The organism is Plantibacter sp. AC185 (assembly GCF_979258065.1).
On sequence record NZ_OZ409831.1, the window covers coordinates 1,959,745 to 1,980,419 of the forward strand.

Below are 20,675 nucleotides of genomic sequence, written 5' to 3' on the forward strand. Positions count from 1 at the left end.
GATCAACGCCGGAGCAGGACGCACTCGCCCAGAGGCTCCTGCCACCGGGCGGATCTCCTGCTGCCGCGCCGACCGCTCGGCCGCTACAGCTCGGCGCCGAGGAGCCCCGACAGGAAGGCGTGGAGCTCGTCCGCCATATCGACCGACTCCGGTGCGAGCAGCCACTGCACCTGCAGGCCGTCCATGAGCGCGAGGGTCATGAAGGCCGCGCTGGTGGTGGGGAAGTCGGCCCGCACCCGTCCTGCGGAGACGAGCAGCCCGAAGGTGCGCTCGAGCCGCCCGCGTGTGCCCTCGTAGCGCTCGACGAAGTAGTCGTGCGCCGGGTGGTCGGGCGACGTCGCCTCCGCCGAGAGCGTGCAGTAGAGCGCGACCACGCCGGGCACGGAAGCGTTGTACCGGGCGAGTGCGACCAACCCCCGGAGCGTCTCGATCGGGTCGTCGCCGTCCATCGGAACGAGCGTCGCCGAGAGGTCGTCGCGGTGGGAGAGCACGGCGGCGAGCAGCGCGCTCTTGTTCGGGAAGTGGTGCAGGAGTCCTGCCTCGCTCATCCCCACCTGCGCGGCCACCTCCCGAAGCGAACCCGCGCGGTATCCCCCGTTGGCGAAGACGGCGAGCGCGGCGTCGAGGATCGCGACGCGCTTCATACCGGTTTTCGCATATGCACCGCGGGGCTTCCCCTGCGGCTTGTTCCCGGTCTTGACCGATGTCATCGGACGACCTCCCCCTTCGGACGGCTTCACGATAGCGCGTTCCCCGTCGAACGCCGCGGCCTGGTCGTGATCCAACTGTGACATGGTCGAAAACAAAAAGCTAGTGACCACTCGGGTTTCATGCTAGCGTCCTCAATCACCAGCGATCCGATGAGGGATTGCTCACAGCGAATGGACAAAGATGTTCCGATGGAAGACGACCGCAGCCGTCGCGGTCACCGCTGCTGCACTCGTGCTCACCGGATGCTCCGGTAGCACCTCCGGCTCTGACAGCGGCTCCGGTGGCACCCTGATCCTGGGTGCGATCACTCCCCCCACCACGTTCGACCCGGCCGGCTCCGAGTGGGGCAACCGCTCGCCCTTCTACCAGGCCGTCTTCGACACCCTGCTCGTCGCCACCGCCGACGGCGAGATCGTCCCGTCGCTCGCGACCTCCTACGAGTACAACGACGACAACACCGTCCTGACGCTCAAGATCCGCGACGACGTCACCTTCACCGACAAGTCGAAGCTCACCGCCGACGTCGTCAAGCAGAACCTCGAGCGCTTCAAGACCGGCACCTCCCCCGACGCCGGCTACTTCGCGGGCGTCGCCTCCGTCGAGGCACCCGACGACACCACCGTCGTCATCACCCTGAGCGCACCCGACCCGGCCATGCTCAACTACCTCACCCGCGACCCCGGCCTGATCGCCAGCGCCGAGTCGTTCGACAGCCCCGACCTCGCCACCAACCCGGTCGGCTCCGGGCCGTACGTGCTCGACACGGCCGCGACCGTCACCGGCACGAGCTACAGCTACACCGCGAACCCCGACTACTGGAACAAGGACTGGCAGCACTACGACAAGCTGACCATCAACGTCCTGCAGGACGCGACCGCCGGCCTCAACGCCGTCAAGTCGGGCGAGGTCAACGGCATCAAGCTCGCCAACAACGACAACCTCGCCGAGGTCGAGGGCGCCGGCTGGACCGTCAACGCCAACGAGCTCGACTTCCAGGGCATGCTGCTCCTCGACCGCGCCGGCACGATGAACCCGGCGATCGCCGACGTCCGCGTCCGCCAGGCCATCAACTACGCGTTCGACCGCCCGGCGCTGCTCAAGGCGCTGCAGAACGACAACGGCACGGTCACGGGTCAGGTCTTCCCGGAGAACTCCCCCGCCTACGACAAGTCGCTCGACGACCGCTACGGCTACGACCCCGAGAAGGCCAAGGAACTGCTCGCCGAGGCGGGCTACGCCGACGGCCTGACGCTCTCGATGCCGTCCTCCACGGTGCTCGGCGCCACCACCTACACGCTGATCTCGCAGCAGCTGGCCGACGTCGGCATCACCGCCGAGTACACGGACCCGGGCAACAACTTCATCGCCGACCTCCTGGCCCCGAAGTTCCCCGTCTCCTTCATGGCGCTGGAGCAGAACCCGGACTGGCAGCTCATCCAGTTCATGATCGCCCCGAACGCCGTCTTCAACCCCTTCAAGTACGACGACCCGAAGGTCGACGAGTACATCAAGCAGATCCAGTACGGCGATGAGGCGACGCAGGGCAAGGTCGCCAAGGAACTCAACGCCTACATCGTCGAGCAGGCCTGGTTCGCCCCCTTCTACCGGGTGCAGGGCAGCTTCGCGACGGACGCCAACACGACCGTCAAGATGATCCCGACGAACGCGTACCCGTCCATCTACGACATCCAGCCGAAGTAGTCCGCTGATCCTTGAGCCGGTCGAGGGGTTCGCCCGTCGACCGGCTCAAGGGACCGGGACCGGCCGGCTGCACGTCGGTTCGACCCCGGCCCGCCCGAGTGCCCAGCGCTCGGACGGGCCGGCCCCAACACCCCTCACTCACCCACTTCCTGGAGTGACCCATGCTCGGATTCATCCTCAGACGCCTGGTGTCCGGCGTCGTCCTCATCTTCGTGATCTCCGTGATCGCGTACTCCCTCCTCTACCTCGGCGGCGGCGACATCGCCCGCCGGATCCTCGGCCAGAGCGCCACCACCGAGACCGTCGCGAAGAAGGCGGCTGAACTCGGCCTCGACCGCCCGCTGCCGGTGCAGTACTTCGACTGGATCACCTCCGCCTTCCAGGGCGACCTCGGCCGCTCGTGGTTCACCGGCCAGCTCGTCTCCTCCGGCGTCACCGGCCGCCTCGCCGTCACCCTCTCGATCGTGCTCGGCGCGACCATCATCGCCGCGATCGTGTCCGTCATCCTCGGTGTCCTCGCCGCCCGTCGCGGTGGATGGATCGACAACGTCGTCCAGTTCATCTCCGTCATCGGCTTCGCGATCCCCAGCTTCCTCATCGCGCTCGTGCTCGTCATCACCTTCGCGATCAACCTCCGCCTGTTCAAGGCCACCGGGTACATCCCGATCACCACGTCCTTCTCCGGCTGGGTCGCCTCGGTGACATTGCCGATCATCGCCCTCGCGATCGGTGCCATCGCGACGGTCTCGCAGCAGGTGCGCGGTTCGGTCGTCGACGCGATGTCGAAGGACTACGTCCGGACGCTCCGCAGTCGCGGGCTCGGCACGGGCCGCGTCATCTACAAGCACGTGCTGCGGAACGCCGGCGGCCCGGCCCTCGCCGTCCTCGCCGTGCAGTTCATCGGCCTCCTCGGCGGCGCCGTCATCATCGAGCAGATCTTCGCCCTCCCGGGCATCGGTCAGCTCGCCGTGCAGGCCACGACCCAGGGCGACATCCCCATCGTCATGGGGGTCGTCATCGCGACGGCCATCATCGTCGTCGTCGTCAACCTGCTCATCGACCTCGCGCAGGCTGCGCTCAACCCGAAGGTGCGACTGTCATGACCGCCATCGAAACCCCGCTCACCGTCCCGACCCCGCAGGTCCGCGTCAACCTCCTGCGTCGGCTCCTCAAGCGCCCGATCGGCGCCGCGTCCCTCGTGTTCCTCGTGCTCATCGGGGTCGTCGCGATCCTCGGACCGCTCATCGCCCCGCAGGACCCGAACCTCGCGTCCCTGCAGCAGGTCTTGGCGCCTCCGAGCGCCGACCACCTCCTCGGAGCGGACAGCGCCGGGCGCGACGTGTTCTCCCGGCTGCTCGCCGCCACCCAGATCAGCGTCGCCGCAGCGCTCCTCGCCCTCGTCGTCGCGATCGTCATCGGGGTCGTCGCCGGACTGATCGCCGGGTACTACCAGGGCTGGTTCGACTCCGTGTCGTCCTGGTTCACGGGCCTCATCATGGCGCTGCCCGGCATCGTCGTCCTCCTCGCCGCCCGCGCCGTCCTCGGCCCGTCGGTCTGGATCTCGATGGCGATCTTCGGCATCCTGCTCTCGCCCTCCTACTTCCGCCTCGTCTACGCGGCGGTCACGGCCGTCCGCTCGGAACTCTACGTCGACGCCGCCCGGGTCTCGGGCCTCAGCGACCCGCGCATCATCGGCAAGCACATCCTCTCCGTCGTCCGCGCACCGATCATCATCCAGTCGGCGATCATCGCGGGCATCGCCATCGCGATCCAGTCCGGCCTCGAGTTCCTCGGTCTCGGCGACCTGTCGGTGCCGACCTGGGGGTCGATGCTCAACGACGGCTTCACGAACATCTACAAGGCACCGATCCTCATGGTCTGGCCGTCGCTCGCGATCGCACTCACCTGCATCGCGCTCACCCTGCTCGCCAACGCGATGCGCGACGAGCTCGAGCGCACCGTGTCCGTCCGTCGGCGCCGTCGCAAGATCGTGACGACGTCGAAGACGGGCTCCAACACGATCGTCACGCAGTCGATCAGCACCTCCGGGATCAGCGAGGACGAGATCGTCGGCGTCCCACCCATCCGCCACGACGACGACGCCCGCGCCTCCGCTCGCGCCGAGGAGCTCGTCCTCAGCGTCCGCGACCTCCGCGTCGGCTACGACCAGGAGGGCGGCCGGGTCACCGAGGTCGTCCACGGCGTCGACCTCGACATCCGCAAGGGCGAGGTCCACGGCCTCATCGGTGAGTCCGGCTCGGGCAAGACCCAGACCGCATGGGGTGTCCTCGGGCTCCTACCGCGCGGCGGGCGGGTCACCGACGGCACGATCCGCTACGAGGGCACCCGACTCGACACCCTCGGGGAGCGCGAGTACACGGCCATCCGCGGCAAGCGCATCGGCTACATCCCGCAGGAGCCGATGTCGAACCTCGACCCGGCGTTCACGATCGGCAGCCAGCTCGTCGAACCCCTGCGCGTCACCCTCGGCCTCAGCAAGAAGGAGGCGACGGACAAGGCGCTCGCACTGCTCGAGCGGGTCGGCATCCCGAACCCCAAGCGCACCTTCGCCGCGTTCCCGCACGAGGTCTCGGGCGGTATGGCGCAGCGTGTGCTCATCGCCGGCGCCGTCTCGACGGACCCGGACATCATCATCGCCGACGAGCCCACCACCGCCCTCGATGTGACCGTGCAGGCGGAGGTCCTCGACCTGCTGCGCGACCTCCAGGCGGAGCGCCACATGGCGATGCTCCTCGTGACGCACAACTTCGGTGTGGTCGCCGACCTCTGCGACCGGGTCTCGGTCATGCAGAACGGCCTCATCGTGGAGACCGGGCCGGTGCGCTCGATCTTCAACCACGCACAGCACCCGTACACGCAGTCACTGCTCGGCGCGATCCTCGACGAGGGTCCCGCCCGACCGGCACTCGCGACGAACCTGACAGGAGAGACCCGATGACGTCGTCACTGCTCGAGGTGAAGGACCTCGAAGTCGAGTACCCGGGCAAGGGGTTCCGTGCCCAGTCGTTCAAGGCGCTCAAGGGGGTGTCGATCGACATCAAGCCCGGTGAGACCGTCGGTCTCGTCGGCGAGTCCGGCTCCGGCAAGACCACGCTCGGTCGCGCCGTGCTGGGCCTCGCCCCGGTCACCGGCGGCAGCATCCGCTACCGCGACCAGGAGATCGGGCAGTTGAAGCGCAAGGAGCGCCGAGCGCTGAGTTCGGAGATCCAGGTCGTGTTCCAGGACCCGTACTCCTCGCTCAACCCCTCGCTCACGATCGAGCAGATCCTCACCGAGCCGCTCACCGTCCGCGGTGTCTCCGGTGCCGACGCCCGCAAGCGCGTCGGATCCCTGCTCGACCAGGTGCAGCTGCCGACCGGCGCGGCCTCACGGCTCCCCCGGGAGTTCTCGGGCGGCCAGCGGCAGCGCATCGCGATCGCCCGGGCGCTCGCCCTCGATCCGAAGCTCATCGTGTGCGACGAGCCCGTGTCGGCCCTCGACCTGTCGACGCAGGCGCGGGTCCTCGACCTCTTCATCGACATCCAGGAGCAGACGGGCGTCGCCTACCTGTTCATCTCGCACGACCTCGCGGTCGTCCGGCACATCAGCCACCGCGTGGCGGTCATGTACCACGGCGAGATCGTCGAGTCCGGCGACGGCGACCAGGTGACGGCGCACCCGGCGCATCCCTACACGCAGCGCCTGTTCATGGCGGCACCGATCCCCGACCCGGACCGCCAGGAGGACCGCCGGGTGGAGCGACGCCGCCTCATCGACGAGCAGCGTGCGGCGGAGTCCGCCGCCTGACCGTCGCTTCGACCGCCCGGTCGGCCGGGGCCAGGAACCTGGCCGGCCGGGCGCACCACCCACACCAACCGGTCCCCGAGACCCACATCCGGTCCCTGAGACCCCCATCCGGTCCCTGAGCTTGTCGAAGGGCCCACATCCGGTCCCTGAGACCCACATCCGGTCCCTGAGACCCACCATCCGGTCCCTGAGCTTGTCGAAGGGCCACCCCAGAACGGACCCACATCGCATGACCATCACCACTCCCCGGCACGCCGCCGTCACGAAGCCCGTCGACACCGCGGCGATCGACGCCCTCGTCGCCCGGCTCGACCTCGAGGAGAAGGTCGCGCTCGTCTCCGGTGCCGACTTCTGGACCACGGTCCCGCTCGAGAAGATCGGCCTCCGCGCCATGGTCCTGTCCGACGGCCCGGCCGGCGTCCGCGGTCCACTGTGGGACGAGCGCTCGCCGTCGATCAACCTCCCGTCAGCGACCGCGCTGGCGTCATCGTGGGATCCGTCGCTCGCCTACCGATACGGCGCCGTCGCCGCGGCCGAGGCCCGCCGCAAGGGCGTCGACGTCGTCCTCGGCCCGACCATCAACCTCCACCGTTCCCCGCTCGGCGGGCGGCACTTCGAGGCGTTCAGTGAGGACCCGGAGCTGACCGGATCGCTCGCGGCCGCCTACGTCAGCGGCCTGCAGGACAACGGCGTCGCCGCGACCCCCAAGCACTACGTCGCCAACGACTCCGAGACCGACCGCTTCACGGTCGACGTGCATGCGAGCGAGCGTGCCCTCCGCGAGCTCTATCTCGCACCGTTCGAGCGCACGGTGACCGAGGCCGGCACCTGGGCCATCATGAGCGCCTACAACTCCGTCGACGGCGTCACGATGAGCGAGAACGACCTCCTGGAGACGCCGCTCAACTCGGAGTGGGGCTTCGACGGCGTCGTCGTCAGCGACTGGACCGGCGTCCGCAGCCTCGGCTCGGCACCGGCGTCGCAGGACCTCGCCATGCCCGGCCCTGCTCCCGCATGGAGCGCGACCCTCGTCGAGGCCGTCCGCGACGGCCGCGTCGCCGAAGCCGACGTCGACCGCAAGGTCGCCCGGCTCCTCGCGCTCGCGGTCCGCGTCGGTGCCCTCGGCGAGGAAGCGCTGGCGCCGGCCCCGGTCGACGGGGTCGCCTTCTCCCGCGAGGCCGAGACCGCGGGCGTCGTGCTGCTCGACAACGACGGCACCCTGCCCCTCGACGCCGCCACGCTCACCCGCGTCGCCGTCATCGGGCACAACGCCCGCGACTCGCGCACCCAGGGCGGCGGCAGCGCCACGGTCCTCCCCGAGCACACCGTCAGCCCACTCGAGGGACTCCGACTCGCGCTCCCCGAGGCGACGATCGACTACGCCGTCGGCGCGATCGTGCAGGAGGGCGTCGCCGAACTCCCGCTCGAGCGCCTCACCAACCCGCGCACGGGTGACACCGGTCTCGTCGCCACGTTCCTCGATGCCGACGGCGCGGAACTCTTCACCGAGGACCGCCGGTCCACCGCGCTCGTCTGGTTCGGCGGCGACGCCCCGGTCACCACGGCGTCGCAGCTCGTGCTCACCACCACCTACACGCCGGAGGCCACCGAGCAACTGCGACTCGGCTTCGCCACGGGGCTCCACGGCCGACTCTTCGTCGACGGCGTCCTCCTCGTCGACGAGCAACCCGTGGTCGTCGGGAACGACCTCGGCGCGGCGCTGCTCGCCCCGCCGTCGGCGACCGGGGCGTTCGCCGCCCAGGCCGACGTCGCCGTCGAACTCCGCGCGGAGTTCGACCTCTCCCCGAGCGAGAACGGTCTCGGCGCGATCAGCGTCACCGTCGGTCGCGCTCCCGACGACTCCGACCCCGACGCCCTCATCGCCCAGGCGGTCGAGGCGGCCCGCGCGGCCGATGTCGCCGTCGTGGTCGTCGGCACGAACTCGAAGGTCGAATCGGAGGGCTGGGACCGCAGCGACCTCACCCTCCCTGGCCGTCAGGACGAGCTCGTCCGCGCCGTCGCCGCCGTGAACCCGCGCACCGTCGTGATCGTCAACTCCGGCGCCCCGGTCCTGCTCCCCTGGAGCGACGAGGTCGCCGCCGTGCTCCTCGGCTGGTTCGGCGGACAGGAGATGGGCAACGCCCTGGCCGACGTGCTCCTCGGTGTCGCCGAACCCGGTGGTCGTCTGAGCACCACCTGGGCTGCGGCGCTCGACGACGTCCCGGTGCTCGACGTCACCCCGATGGACGGCGTGCTCCGCTACGAGGAGGGCATCCACATCGGCTACCGCGCGTGGCTCCGCTCGGGTGCCACGCCCGCCTACTGGTTCGGCCACGGGCTCGGGTACACGAGCTGGTCCATCGACGGTGGCGAGGTCTCGGGTGACGTCGCTTCCGGTGACGCCCGCGTCTCCGGGACCGCGACGAACACCGGCGACCGCGCCGGCAAGCACGTCGTGCAGGTGTACGCGGAGCGACCGGACTCCTCGGTCGACCGCCCCGTGCGCTGGCTCGTCGGATCGGCCGTCGTCCGCGCGGGCGCCGGCGAATCGGTCGCCTGGGAGGTCGCGCTGCCGGCCCGGGTCTTCGCCCACTGGGCGGACGGCTGGCAGGTCGAGCCAGGCGACGTCACGCTCCGGATCGGGTCGTCCGTCGTCGACCTCGTGGACGAGCACGTCGTCACCATCGCGGCCGGGACCTCCCGATGACCGCGCACGTCGCGCGGATCGGCCGGCTGCGGGCGGGGACCCGGGACGACAGCCCCGCGGTCGCGACGCCGACGCCTCGGTTGAGCTGGACCGTCGAGACCTCGGGTTCCGACTGGGTGCAGGCCTGGGCCGAGCTCCGGGACGGCAGTGGTGCCACGGCGCGTGTCGAGGGCCGCGACTCCGTCCTCGTCTCCTGGCCGTTCCCACCACTCGCGCCGGACGAGGTGCGCACCGTCGAGGTCCGTGCCGCGTCGACCGCGGGTGAGGAGACCCCCTGGAGCGAGCCGACCGTCGTCGAGGCCGCGTTCCTCGCCGACGGAGCCTGGACCGCCCACTTCATCGGTCTCGCGGCGCCCGAGCGTCCGGCGCAGCCGATCCGGGTGCGCCGCACCTTCACGGTCGGCGGGCCCGTCCGTCGCGCCCGGCTGTTCTGGACCGCGCTCGGTGCCGCCGAACCGCAGCTCAACGGGGTTTCTACCTCGGAGGACGTCCTCTCTCCCGGCTGGACCGCCTACGGCGACCGCCTCGTGCACGAGACCGTCGACGTCACCGCGCTCGTCGAGCCGGGCGAGAACGTCCTCGCCGCGACCGTCGCCGGCGCCTGGTACACCGAGCGCTACGGGTTCTTCCAGTTCGCCGAGCGGATCTACGGCGACCAGCCACGCTTCGCCGCCCAGCTGCAGCTCGACTACCTCGACGGGACGACGGAGACGCTCGTCACCGATGCGAGCTGGTCGGCGGCCGACGGTGCCGAGCTCGTCGACAGCGGCATCTACGCCGGCGAAGCGATCGACACCACCCTGGCCGAACCCGGCTGGTCGACGACGGCGTTCGACGCGTCCACCTGGGCCCCTGCCCTCGTCGACGACGCTGCGCACCCGGTGCCGGAGGCCCGCATCGCCGCGCCTGTCCGTCGCATCGAGGAGCGCGCGGTGGCGGAGGTGCTCACCTCGCCGTCGGGCGCGACCATCCTCGACTTCGGCCAGAACCTCGTCGGCCGCCTCCGGCTCACCGTCGCCGGCCCGCGGGGCACGACGCTCACGCTCCGGCACGCCGAGGTCCTCGACGAGGGCGAACTCGCCCTGCGTCCCCTCCGCAACGCCGCGGCCACCGACCACGTCACGCTCTCGGGCGACGGCGAGCAGACGATCGAGCCGCGCTTCACCTTCCACGGCTTCCGCTACGCGCAGATCGACGGCTGGCCGGGCGCATTCGACCCGGCGTCGGTCACCGCCGTCGTCCTCCACAGCGACCTCACGCGCACGGGATGGTTCTCCTCCTCGCACGAGCTGCTCGACCGCCTCCACGAGAACGTCGTCTGGGGCATGCGCGGCAACTTCCTGAGCATCCCGACCGACTGCCCGCAGCGCGACGAACGGCTCGGCTGGACGGGTGACCTGCAGGTCTTCGCCCCGACCGCGAGCTTCCTCTACGACAGCTCCGCCTTCCTCGACTCCTGGCTGCGCGACCTCGCACTCGAGCAGGGACACCAGGACGGTGTCGTCCCCATGGTGGTCCCGGCCGCGCTGTCCGGATTCGCCGGTGGCGGGCCGACCGCAGCCTGGGGCGACGCCGCGACCGTCGTGCCGTGGGTGCTCCACGAGCGCTACGGCGACCTCGGGATCCTGCGCGAGCAGTACCCGTCGATGCGCTCCTGGGTGGAGGCCGTCCTCCGGGTGAGCACCGACGGTCTCTGGTCGAACACCTTCCAGCTCGGCGACTGGCTCGACCCGAGCGCGCCGCCGGACCAGCCAGCGAAGGCCAGGGTCGACTCGGACATCGTCGCGAGCGCCTATCACGCGCGATCCCTCCGGATCCTCACCGACACCGCCCGGCTCCTCGGTGAGACGGCGGACGCCGAGCGGTACGGCGAACTGGCCGAGCGGAGTCGGGCGGCCTTCACCGCCGAGTACGTGACGCCCGCCGGCCGGATGATGTCCGATGCACCGACCGCGTACGCCCTGGCCCTACGGTTCGGCCTTGTCGACGACCCCGCCCTGCGGCAACGCCTCGCGGACCGCCTCGCCGACCTCGTCCGCGCCGACGGCTACCGCATCGGTACCGGTTTCGTGGGGACGCCGCTCATCACCGACGCGCTCGCCGACGGCGGACACCTCCGCGCGGCCGGCCGCCTCATGCTCCAGACCGAGAACCCATCCTGGCTCTCGCCCGTCACCAAGGGCGCGACCACGATCTGGGAGCGCTGGGACAGCCTGCTCGAGGACGGCTCGGTCAACCCGGGTGAGATGACCTCGTTCAACCACTACGCGCTCGGCGCCGTCGCCGACTGGCTGCACCGCACCGTGGCCGGCCTCGCTCCCGCGGCTCCCGGCTACCGCGAACTCCGGATCGCACCGCGGCCGATCGACGGACTCGACCACGCCGAGGCCCGACACCTCACCCCCTACGGCGAGGCATCGGTGGCGTGGCGACGCGAAGGGTCGTCCCTCCGGGTGTCGGCGGTCGTGCCGCCGAACACGACGGCGACGGTCGCGTTGCCGGGTGCCCCCGAGGAGACCGTCGGGTCCGGTCGCCACGACTGGACGATCGAGGTCACGGACGCCGGCTCGAGTGCCGATGACGACATCACGCTCGGCCTCGACTCGCCGCTCTCCGAGATCATCGACCGACCTGCCGCGTACGACGCCCTCCTCAGCTCGGTGGGTGCCCACGATCAGGCCAAAGCCGACGACATCCGCCGCGGCACCCAGTGGAGTCGGGGTCGGACCGTCCGTCAGCTCCTCATGTTCACGCCGCCGTCGATGCTCGACGAGGTGGACGCGGCGCTGGCCGCAGCCACTCCGGCACCAGGAGTTGCGCGATAACCCCCGCTCGACTGTTCCACGTGCAACACTCGCACCGCCTGCACCACTAGCACCCGCCGCCGACCCGCTCGGCTGATCACAGGAGATCCATGTTCGACCGCAGTTCCGCCTTCGGAGACGTCATCGAGAGCCCCGCGGGTCGCACCGTCCTCGAGCAGTTCCTGCCCGGCATCGCCGCGTCGCCGATGGCCAAACAGTTCCGCAGCATCCGGCTCGGGCAGCTGTCGGCGATCGTGCCGGAGCTGCAGGACGACGCGGCGAAGGATCGTCTCTGGGCGGCGCTCGCACAGGTCGACGACGGTCCCGACGCCCGCGCCCCCTACGGCGCCGCGATCGAGCCCGCTCCCGACTACGAGGGCCAGGACGTCCCGCGCGGCTCGGCGACCCTGACGGTCCCCGGCGACGTCCCGCAGTACGGCGTCGTGGAGATCCGGCTGGACGGGCCGTCGCACGGCAACCCGTTCGTCGACGTGGAACTCGGCGCGACGTTCACGAACGGCGCACGCGAGCTCACCGTCGGCGGGTTCTACGACGGCGACGGTCGGTACCTGGTGCGCCTCCTCGCCGAGGAGCAGGGCGAGTGGTCGTTCACCACGAGCTCGACCGCCCGATCACTCGACGGCGTCGCGGGCGCGTTCACCGTGTCGGCCGCGGCGGCGGGCAGTCACGGACCGGTGCGCGTCGACGGCTTCCACTTCGCCCACGCCGACGGCACCCGTCATCGCCCGCTCGGCACGACCGCCTACGCCTGGACGCACCAGCCCGAGGAGCTGCAGGAGGAGACGCTCCGCGCCCTCGAAGCCGCGCCGTTCACGAAGATCCGCATGTGCGTGTTCCCGAAGTCGTACCTCTACAACGCGAACGAGCCGGAGACGTTCCCCTTCGTCGGCTCGCTCGCCGACGGGTTCGACCACGAGCGCTTCGACCCGGCGTACTGGGCGAACCTCGAGCGGCGCATCACCCAGCTCGGCGCGCTCGGCATCGAAGCGGACCTGATCCTCTTCCACGCCTACGACCGCTGGGGCTTCGCTGACCTCGGTCCGGCCGTCGACGAACGGTACCTCCGCTACGCCGTCCGTCGGCTCGCCGCGTTCGCGAACGTGTGGTGGTCGATGGCGAACGAGTACGACCTGCTCTGGGCGAAGACGAACGACGACTGGGAGCGACTCGCGGCGGTCGTCGGCGCGGAGGACCCGCACGGCCACCTCAACTCCATCCACAACTGCCAGGGGTTCTACGACTACACGAAGCCCTGGATCACGCACTGCAGCGTGCAGCGCGTCGACGTCTACCGGACCGCGGAGAACACCGACGCCTGGCGCGAGCAGTGGGGCAAGCCGATCGTCATCGACGAGTGCGCCTACGAGGGCGACATCGACCAGGGCTGGGGCAACATCACCGGCGAGGAGATGGTGCGACGGTTCTGGGAGGGTGCGATCCGCGGCGGCTACGTCGGCCACGGCGAGACCTACCTCAACGACCGGGAGGAGCTGTTCTGGTCGAAGGGCGGGCCGCTCATCGGTTCGAGTCCCGACCGCATCGCGTTCCTGGAACGCATCACGGCGGAGTCCCCGACGGGCGTCCTCGACCCGCTGCCCGGCGACTGGGACGTGCCGTGGGGCGGGGTCGCCGGCCGCTACGTCATCGGCTACTTCGGCTTCAACCGGCCGCGGTTCCGCAACGTCTTCCTCCCCGAGGGCGAGTTCCACGTGGACGTGCTCGACACCTGGAACATGACGGTCGAGACCCTCCCCGGCACCCACACCGGTACCGTCCGGGTCGACCTGCCCGGTCGCCAGTTCATGGCGGTCCGCCTCCGCCTGGTGGAGTAGCCGCCCCCGGCCGCCGGGCCCGGCTTGTCCGGTCACCGGGCCCACCCTTCCCGGTCACTGAGCCTGTCGAAGTGCCGAGCAACCCTCCCCCGACCGCTGGCCCACCGGCCACCGGTCACTGGGCCCACCCTCCCCCGGTCACTGAGCCTGTCGAAGTGCCGAGCAACCCTCCCCGCTGACTGGGCCCATCCGCCACCGGTCACTGCGCCACCCTCCCCGGTCACTGAGCCTGTCGAAGTGCCGAGCAACCCTCCCCCGCGACCCCGCCCCCACACCGTTGACACGTTTGTTCGGACCCTTTACAGTTGTCGGGCATTGACGCAACCCCCGTTGCAACATGCGCAATCGCCCGACGACTGGAGAGCGGCCCATGGATCACGGCACCGGCACCATCCTCCCGGGCGGCGTCCTCCGCGGAACCGCCCTCACCGCCCTGCTGCCCACCTGGGTGACCGGCGGTGGTGGCGACGCCGTCATCGACCGTCTCCGTGACGACGCCGTCGTCGATGAACTCGAACGCGCCTTCGCCGAGCCGCCGGTCCACGAGCGCGTCGACTGGTCCGCCGTCCGGATCGCACAGGTGTCGCACCCCGACCTCCGCGAGCTCGTCGGCCGCAGCATCGCCGAGCTCGCCGCCGAGGCCGGACAGTCGCCGCTCACCGTCGTCTCGGATACGCTGATCGCCGACCGCTTGACCACCCTCGTCGACCGCCCGTCCTGACCTCCACCATCCGGGACCGTTCTCAGGAGTCCTCCGGCGTGTCACCGGGTTCCCGGCCAGCCGCGCCGCAGATGTCCTGAGAACGGCCCATCAGCACTCGAGGAGAGAACCACCGATGCTTCCACTGCCCGTGTCCATCCAGCAGCACGACGGCGCCTTCACGCTGAGCGAGACGACCGGGCTCGGCGGTGACCGCCGCTTCACGGCCGCGACCCGCTGGTTGCGCGGGGTGCTGCAGACGTCGACCGGGTTCGACCTCGACGCACGGATCGACCTGCGGACCGACAGCATCGCGTTCATCCACGACGACACCGTCGCGGCCGGCGGCTACCGGCTCGTGGTGGACGCGGACGGTGTGCGCATCGTCGCCGCCGACGCCTCCGGCGCGTTCTCCGGTGCGGTGACCCTGACCCAGCTCCTCCCCCCGGCGGTCAACCGCCGTGCGCTCGTCCCCGGCGTCGACTGGACCGTCCCGGCGACGACCATCGACGACGCCCCGCGCTTCGGGTGGCGCGGCGTCATGCTCGACGTGGCACGGCACTTCCTCACCACGTCCGACGTGCTGCGGTTCATCGACCTCGCCGCGCGCCACAAGCTCAACGTCCTCCACTTCCACCTCACCGACGACCAGGGCTGGCGCATCCAGATCGACGCCTTCCCGAAGCTGACCGAGGTCGGCGGGTGGCGGACCGAGAGCCAGCACGGCGCAGCGCGGCACGCGCCCGGCGACGGCCGCCCGCACGGCGGCTTCTACACGAAGGACGACCTGCGCGAGATCGTCGCCTACGCCGCTGAGCGGTCCATCACGGTCGTCCCCGAGATCGACCTGCCCGGTCATGCGCGAGCGATCATCGCCGCGTACCCGGAGCTGGGCGTGCCGGATGTGGCGCAGGACGCGGACGAGCCGTCGGTGTGGACGAGGTGGGGCATCAACGAGGCGATCCTCGACATGGGCGAGGAGACGGTCGCGTTCTTCCGCACCGTGTTCGACGAGGTCATGGAGCTCTTCCCATCGACCTTCATCGGCGTCGGTGGCGACGAGGCGAAGAAGACCCGCTGGGCAGCGAGCGCTCGAACGCGAGCCCTCATGGCCGAGCGCGGGCTCGACTCCGTCGAAGCGCTGCAGGCGTGGTTCATCCGCCAGCTCGAGGCGCACCTGTCCGCCGCCGGCCGACGCCTGTACGGCTGGGACGAGATCCTCGAGGGCGGCGGATTGCCGAAGGACGCGACCGTCGCTTCATGGCGCGGCGAGTTCGGTGCGGTCGCCGCCGCACGCCAGGGGTACGACGTCATCGCCTGCCCGGACGACCGCGTCTACCTCGATTACCGCGAGTCGGAGCTGCCGGGTGAGCCGATCCCGGTCGGGCCACCGCTGACCGTCGCGGAGGTGTACACCTTCGAGCCGGTGCCGGCTGAGCTGACGGAGGCGCAGGCCGAGCACATCATCGGGGTGCAGGCGAACATCTGGACCGAGCACATGGACTCCGCCCGCGTCATCGACTACCAGGCATACCCGCGGCTGTGCGCCCTCGCCGAGGTCGCCTGGGTCGGCCGCGAGCGCGACCTCGCGGGCTTCGAGGCGCGGCTGCAGCAGCACCTCGCCCGCCTCGACGCCCTCGGGGTCGAGTACCGCCGCGCTTCGGGACCGTTCCCGTGGCAGGAGCGTCCCGACGCCGAGGGTCGGCCGTCCACCCGCGAGCAGCGGGCCGCCCTCGTGGAGGAGCTCACGAAGGACATCCGCGCCTGACGCCGGCCGCGGGCCTGCCGCCCGGTCTCTAAGCCTCCCGTCGGTCCCTAAGCCTCCCGCCTGGTCCCCGAGCCCCCCAACCCGGTCCCTGAGCCTGTCGAAGGGCCCCGCAAGCCCCTCGTGCGCACTTCGACAAGCTCAGTGACCGGAAGAGGGCCGCCGTCGCGCGCACCGGTCCCTGAGCCTGTCGAAGGGCGGCCGACTCAGGTGACGAGCGCGTATTCGGTCCCCGAGCGCGTGCGCTCGACGAGCTGCGCGTCGACGAGGTACCGCCGGAGCACCGCGACGTCGTCGTGGAACGCGGACAACCGCTCGTTGATCTCGGCTTCGTCGACCACCTCACCAGGCTCGAGCACTGATGCCGCGACGCGCTGCAACAGCGCCTGCCGTTCGTCGGGATTCGACGGGTACTGCACGATCCGACCGTCGACCAGGAAGCGGTCGACCCCTTCGCGCTTCGGCGGTGCGGCTGCCGCGAGGAGGTCCCGGAACACCCCGCCCGAGACGCGCCCGCCGTCGTCCAGCAGGCCCACCCGGGACAACGTCTGGACGCTCTGCTCGGCCCGTCGCACAGCACGCTGGGTGGCGCCGAGGTCGGGCTCCTGCCCGAGGACGAGTTGCGCGTACACCGTCCGGGCGTCGTCGTTCGCGAGGGCGGCGGCCAGTGCACGCCAGTCCGTCGTCGTCCGTTCCTCGTCCGACATGGCCCCTCCTCCTGCGGTCTACGACATCGTCCTCAACGGTACCCGCGTCGACCGGATCAGCCGATCACCCGTCCTGTCGCCGCGAGGCCGGGACGATGACGACGCTGCAGAGGTGGGTGCCCACCACCGACCATCGGCCGGCGAAGGTGCGCGGCGCGGTCGAACGTGCGGTCGGGCCGGCCGGCGGGACGACCCGCGCATCGAACGAGCCCCGATCCGGGTGGATCACCACCTCACACGCCGTGTAGTCGACCCATCGGCCGGTGAGCGGGTACCACGTCTTGAAGACGCTCTCCTTGACGCTCCACAACACGGCGCTCCACGCGACGGCCGGATGGCTCGAGGCGAGTCGCGTGAGCATGGACGCCTCATCCCCGCAGACGATCGTCGCCGCGACGGCTGGACGGACGGGCCGGTGCACCTCGACGTCGATCCCGATGGCGCTCACGACACCGACGTGACCGACGGCTGCGATCGTGAAACCGGGGCAGTGCGAGAGACTCCCGACGAAGCCGGCCGGCCAGACCGGTTGCCCACCCTCCCCCGTCGGGATGTCCGTGGAGCGCTGGCCGAGCATCGCGAGTGCCGCCCCGGCGCAGTCGCGCGCCGAGTGAGATTCGGTGCTGCGACCAGCCTGAGTCGGACGGGCCCGGAACGGGCCGGATGCGATGCCGGCGGTTGCCGCGACGACGACGCCCGGCGGCACCTGCATCCGGAGCGCGTCGACCACCGCGGCTGCGGATTCAGCCACCCGACCGACGCGGGGACGCCACGCGCGCCGCGGGGTCGGAGGCGGGGATGCCGACCCGGAACCAGGCGACGAGCTGCTCGTCCGGGGCGACCTGCCAGCGTTCGTCGAGCATGGCCCGGGTCTCCGGACAGTCGAGCGGCGCGCTCTGGGGATGCACGTACAGGCCGTGACCCTGGAAGCCGAGCCAGAGCCGGGTGAGCAGTCGCCCAGCAGCGAGTTCCTGTGGTGCCCCGGTGGGCCCGACCACGCCCAGCACGGTGCCGGAGCCCTGGGTCGCGGTGGCCGACATCCGTGCCAACAGCCCGGGCAGGCCGACCCCGCGAAGGGAGCGGAACACCCGCGGGCTGATCAGCGTCCGCAGGCCGGCTCGTTCGACCTTCGACAGCACGAGCATCGCGTCGTTGAGGCCGTCCTCGTCGTACCGCGGATGTCTTGGTGAAAGCCTGGTCCACTGATCGAGCTCAGCGACGATCGCCTGCTCGCCGAAGAACCACCGGTTGGCTCGCACGAGGATCGGGCGCGCGGCCCGTGTCGGCATGGAGACGAGCCGGAAGCCCATGCGCTCCGTCTCAACCGCGGCTTCCTGGAGGAGGTCGGGTCCGGGAGCGCCGTCCCGCCATCGCCCTCGCCAGACACGTCGCCCACGGACGTCCGCCGAGGAGAACCGCGTCTGGTAGCCCTCCGGGTGGCGCGAGAACCGGCCGACCTCCTCGGTCTCCGCGTCAGCGCCGGTCGAGGCCTCGAAGCCCAGTCCGACACCGGCCGACGCCGCGCAGATGAGGAGCGACTCGACGAACGCCCCGAACGACAGCATCGTGTCGCGTCCTCGCGGATCGCTCGCGCCGAGGGTGCGAGTGCGATCCCGGCGGAGGACGAGTTCGTCGCCCTGACGGTCCACGCCCCACGGCTGCGTGTTGTGGGCGTTCGCCGCGCGAGCCGCCTCGGACACGAGCGCCGAGAGGTCGTGATCGGCCGAGAGGTCGTGATCGGCCGACAGGCCGCTGAACCGCGCGTCCATTCAGCCCTCCGTGATCCCGATGCGGCGGTGGATCGCCGCGAGCCACCGCGGCGCCCACCAGTTGTATCGTCCGGCGACGCGCATGAAGACCGGGACGAGCACGCCGCGGATCAGGATGGCGTCGATGAGGATCGCGATACCGGTACCGATGCCGAGCATCTTGATGATCGACACCCCGGAGGTCGCCATGGCGAAGAACGACACCGCGAGGATCGCCGCCGCGGCCGTGATGATCGGGCCGCTCGCGCCGAGTCCGCTCCGCACCGCCTCCGCGAGGTCGCCCGTGGCACGAAACCGTTCCTGGATCCGCGCGAGGAGGAACACCTCGTAGTCCATCGAGAGCCCGAAGGCGATGCAGAACAGCAGGATCGGGATCGAGATGGCGATGGGCGACGGGGTGAAGCCGAGCACGTCCGACAGGTTGCCGTCCTGGAAGAGGAACACGATGACGCCCAGGATGCCGACCAGACCGACCACGTTCAGCACCAATGCCTTGATCGGGAGCAGCACGCTCCCCGTGAACAGGAAGAGGATGATCAGCGTCATGAGCGCGATGGCCGCGGCGGCGAACGGCAGACGCGCCGCGATGGAGTCTCCGATGTCGATCATCTGCGCCGCGAGGCCACCGACCAGGACGGTCGAGCCGGCTCCCGGGTCCACCGCGCGGACGTCGCGGACGAGCTCCGAGCCCTCGGGCGAGTACGGGACGACGTCGGTCGCGACCTGCAGCCAGAGCGCCGAGCCGTCGCGGAAGTGCTGCTCCGTCCGCGCATCGGCCGGGACGACGAGGCGTCCGTCGACGAAGCTGCCGAGGGACGTCGTGACGGCCTCGACGCCCGTGATCGAGGAGAGTTCGGTGGCGTACTCGTCGAGCTCTCGGTCCGTCCCGGCCCAGTCCTCGGTGACGACAGAGACGGCGTCCGCCTCGGCGACGTCGAAGTCGGACCGCATGATGTCCGCCACGACACGACTCTCGGCGTCGGCGGGGAGCACTCGTTCATCGGGTACCCCGAACTCCGCGTGCGCGAACGGCGCGGCCATGGCGATGAGGAGCGCGATCACGGGCACCGCCAACCACGGACGGCGATACGCGTGGTCGCCCACCCGGTACCAGAACCGGCCCTCGGCCCCGGCCGGGCGGCGGGAGCGCAGACGGCCCCAGTCGATCCGGCGACCCAGGAGGGTGAGGGCGGCGGGCAGCAGGACGACCGCGCCCACCACGGAGCAGGCCACGATGACGAGTCCCGCGATGGCGAACGAGCGCAGGAAGTACTGGTCGAACAGCATCAGCGTGGCGAGCGCCGCGGCGACGACGACGCCGCTGAACACGATGGTCCGGCCGGTCGTCCGCCGAGCGATCCGCAACGCCTCCTCGTCGGTGGATCCGCCCGAGCGTTCGTCCCGATAGCGGGTCAGGAACAGCAGGCAGTAGTCGATGGCGAGTCCGAGGCCCAATGCGGTGACGAGGTTGACCGCGAACAGGGAGACCGAGGTGAGCTGCGCGACCACGTTCAGCAGGCCGAGGGAACCGAGGATCGTGACGCCCGCGACGCCGACGGGCAGCAGCGCGGCCACCACTCCGCGGAACGCGAAGAACAGCAGCACGAGGGTGATCGGGATGGCGATCGTCTCCGCGACGATGATGTCCGTCTTGACCTGCGCGTTCAGGTCGTCGTTGATCCCCGCGATGCCGCCGAACCGGACCGTGGCCGGCGTCACCTCCTCGGTGATCGTCCCGCGGAGCGCGGTGGTCGCGCGCTGCACGGTGTCCTCGTCTCCGGCGAGCGCCACGAGCACGACGCCGCGGTCGGTGTCGCTCCGCAGCTGCTCCGAGTCGGCGTAGGAGCCGGTGACGCTGGCGCCGTCCACCTCGTCCACAGCGCCGACGATGTCGTCGAGCGCCTCCCTGCCGGCGGCGCTGTCGAGTCCGTCGGAGACGTCCACGACGAGGACGAGTTTCGGGTCGCTGCCGGGGAACCGGTCGGCGAGCACGTCCGCTGCGGCCACGGAGTCGGACTGCGGGTCGTCGAACCCGCCCGTCTTGAGGTTGTCGAGGACGTCGGCCCCCGCGATGCCCGCCACGATCGCGAACACCAGGCCGATCAGGAGCGTGATCACCGCCCGTCGTCTGGGTGTCGTTCTGGAGTGGTT

Annotated in this window: 14 protein-coding genes; 9 read left to right on the forward strand and 5 right to left on the reverse strand. The window is 70.6% G+C overall.

Going from position 1 to position 20,675, the window contains the following annotated elements; genetic code table 11:
• Positions 1–83: 83 nt before the first annotated feature.
• Complete coding sequence (locus ACZZZB_RS09370; RefSeq protein ID WP_240043986.1) at positions 84–644, reverse strand: TetR/AcrR family transcriptional regulator; 561 nt, start codon at positions 642–644, stop codon at positions 84–86.
• 247 nt (positions 645–891) lie between these two features.
• On the opposite strand from ACZZZB_RS09370, the gene ACZZZB_RS09375 reads away from it, so the two are divergent.
• The 9 genes from ACZZZB_RS09375 to ACZZZB_RS09415 all read left to right on the forward strand — a co-directional run bounded on the left by ACZZZB_RS09375 (position 892) and on the right by ACZZZB_RS09415 (position 16,051).
• Positions 892–2,412: an ABC transporter substrate-binding protein gene (locus ACZZZB_RS09375; protein WP_085511321.1), complete on the forward strand. Its 1,521-nt coding sequence runs from the start codon at positions 892–894 to the stop codon at positions 2,410–2,412.
• 161 nt (positions 2,413–2,573) lie between these two features.
• Positions 2,574–3,515 (forward strand): ABC transporter permease, encoded by a 942-nt coding sequence (locus ACZZZB_RS09380; RefSeq protein ID WP_079704501.1) that lies wholly within the window; start codon positions 2,574–2,576, stop codon positions 3,513–3,515.
• Positions 3,512–5,371: a dipeptide/oligopeptide/nickel ABC transporter permease/ATP-binding protein gene (locus tag ACZZZB_RS09385; protein ID WP_137242779.1), complete on the forward strand. Its 1,860-nt coding sequence runs from the start codon at positions 3,512–3,514 to the stop codon at positions 5,369–5,371. The genes ACZZZB_RS09380 and ACZZZB_RS09385 overlap by 4 nt, the downstream gene beginning before the upstream one ends.
• Entirely contained in the window at positions 5,368–6,219 is an 852-nt protein-coding gene (locus ACZZZB_RS09390; protein WP_426738586.1) for an ATP-binding cassette domain-containing protein, read from the forward strand. Before ACZZZB_RS09385 ends, ACZZZB_RS09390 begins: the two co-directional genes overlap by 4 nt.
• Before the next feature lie 229 nt (positions 6,220–6,448).
• A complete protein-coding gene (locus ACZZZB_RS09395; protein WP_463529521.1) occupies positions 6,449–8,926 on the forward strand; it encodes a beta-glucosidase in 2,478 nt (825 codons plus the stop codon).
• Complete coding sequence (locus ACZZZB_RS09400; protein ID WP_191940053.1) at positions 8,923–11,751, forward strand: family 78 glycoside hydrolase catalytic domain; 2,829 nt, start codon at positions 8,923–8,925, stop codon at positions 11,749–11,751. The genes ACZZZB_RS09395 and ACZZZB_RS09400 overlap by 4 nt, the downstream gene beginning before the upstream one ends.
• 89 nt (positions 11,752–11,840) lie before the next feature.
• Complete coding sequence (locus ACZZZB_RS09405; protein WP_463529522.1) at positions 11,841–13,583, forward strand: DUF5605 domain-containing protein; 1,743 nt, start codon at positions 11,841–11,843, stop codon at positions 13,581–13,583.
• 370 nt (positions 13,584–13,953) lie between these two features.
• Positions 13,954–14,304, forward strand: coding sequence for a hypothetical protein (locus ACZZZB_RS09410; RefSeq protein WP_463529523.1), 351 nt, complete (start codon positions 13,954–13,956; stop codon positions 14,302–14,304).
• Positions 14,305–14,419: 115 nt separating this feature from the next.
• Positions 14,420–16,051, forward strand: a complete 1,632-nt coding sequence (locus tag ACZZZB_RS09415) for a beta-N-acetylhexosaminidase (protein ID WP_463529524.1) — start codon at positions 14,420–14,422, stop codon at positions 16,049–16,051.
• 203 nt (positions 16,052–16,254) lie between these two features.
• Here ACZZZB_RS09415 and ACZZZB_RS09420 read toward each other — a convergent pair whose 3' ends face one another.
• The 4 genes from ACZZZB_RS09420 to ACZZZB_RS09435 all read right to left on the reverse strand — a co-directional run bounded on the left by ACZZZB_RS09420 (position 16,255) and on the right by ACZZZB_RS09435 (position 20,642).
• Positions 16,255–16,755 carry a DUF2087 domain-containing protein gene (locus ACZZZB_RS09420; protein WP_463529525.1) on the reverse strand — a complete coding sequence of 167 codons (501 nt, stop codon included), beginning with the start codon at positions 16,753–16,755 and terminating at the stop codon, positions 16,255–16,257.
• A 64-nt stretch (positions 16,756–16,819) separates the two neighbouring features.
• Positions 16,820–17,506: a 4'-phosphopantetheinyl transferase family protein gene (locus tag ACZZZB_RS09425; protein ID WP_463529526.1), complete on the reverse strand. Its 687-nt coding sequence runs from the start codon at positions 17,504–17,506 to the stop codon at positions 16,820–16,822.
• Entirely contained in the window at positions 17,499–18,524 is a 1,026-nt protein-coding gene (locus ACZZZB_RS09430; RefSeq protein WP_463529527.1) for a hypothetical protein, read from the reverse strand. The genes ACZZZB_RS09425 and ACZZZB_RS09430 overlap by 8 nt, the downstream gene beginning before the upstream one ends.
• Positions 18,525–20,642, reverse strand: a complete 2,118-nt coding sequence (locus ACZZZB_RS09435) for an MMPL family transporter (RefSeq protein ID WP_463529528.1) — start codon at positions 20,640–20,642, stop codon at positions 18,525–18,527.
• Positions 20,643–20,675 lie beyond the last annotated feature (33 nt).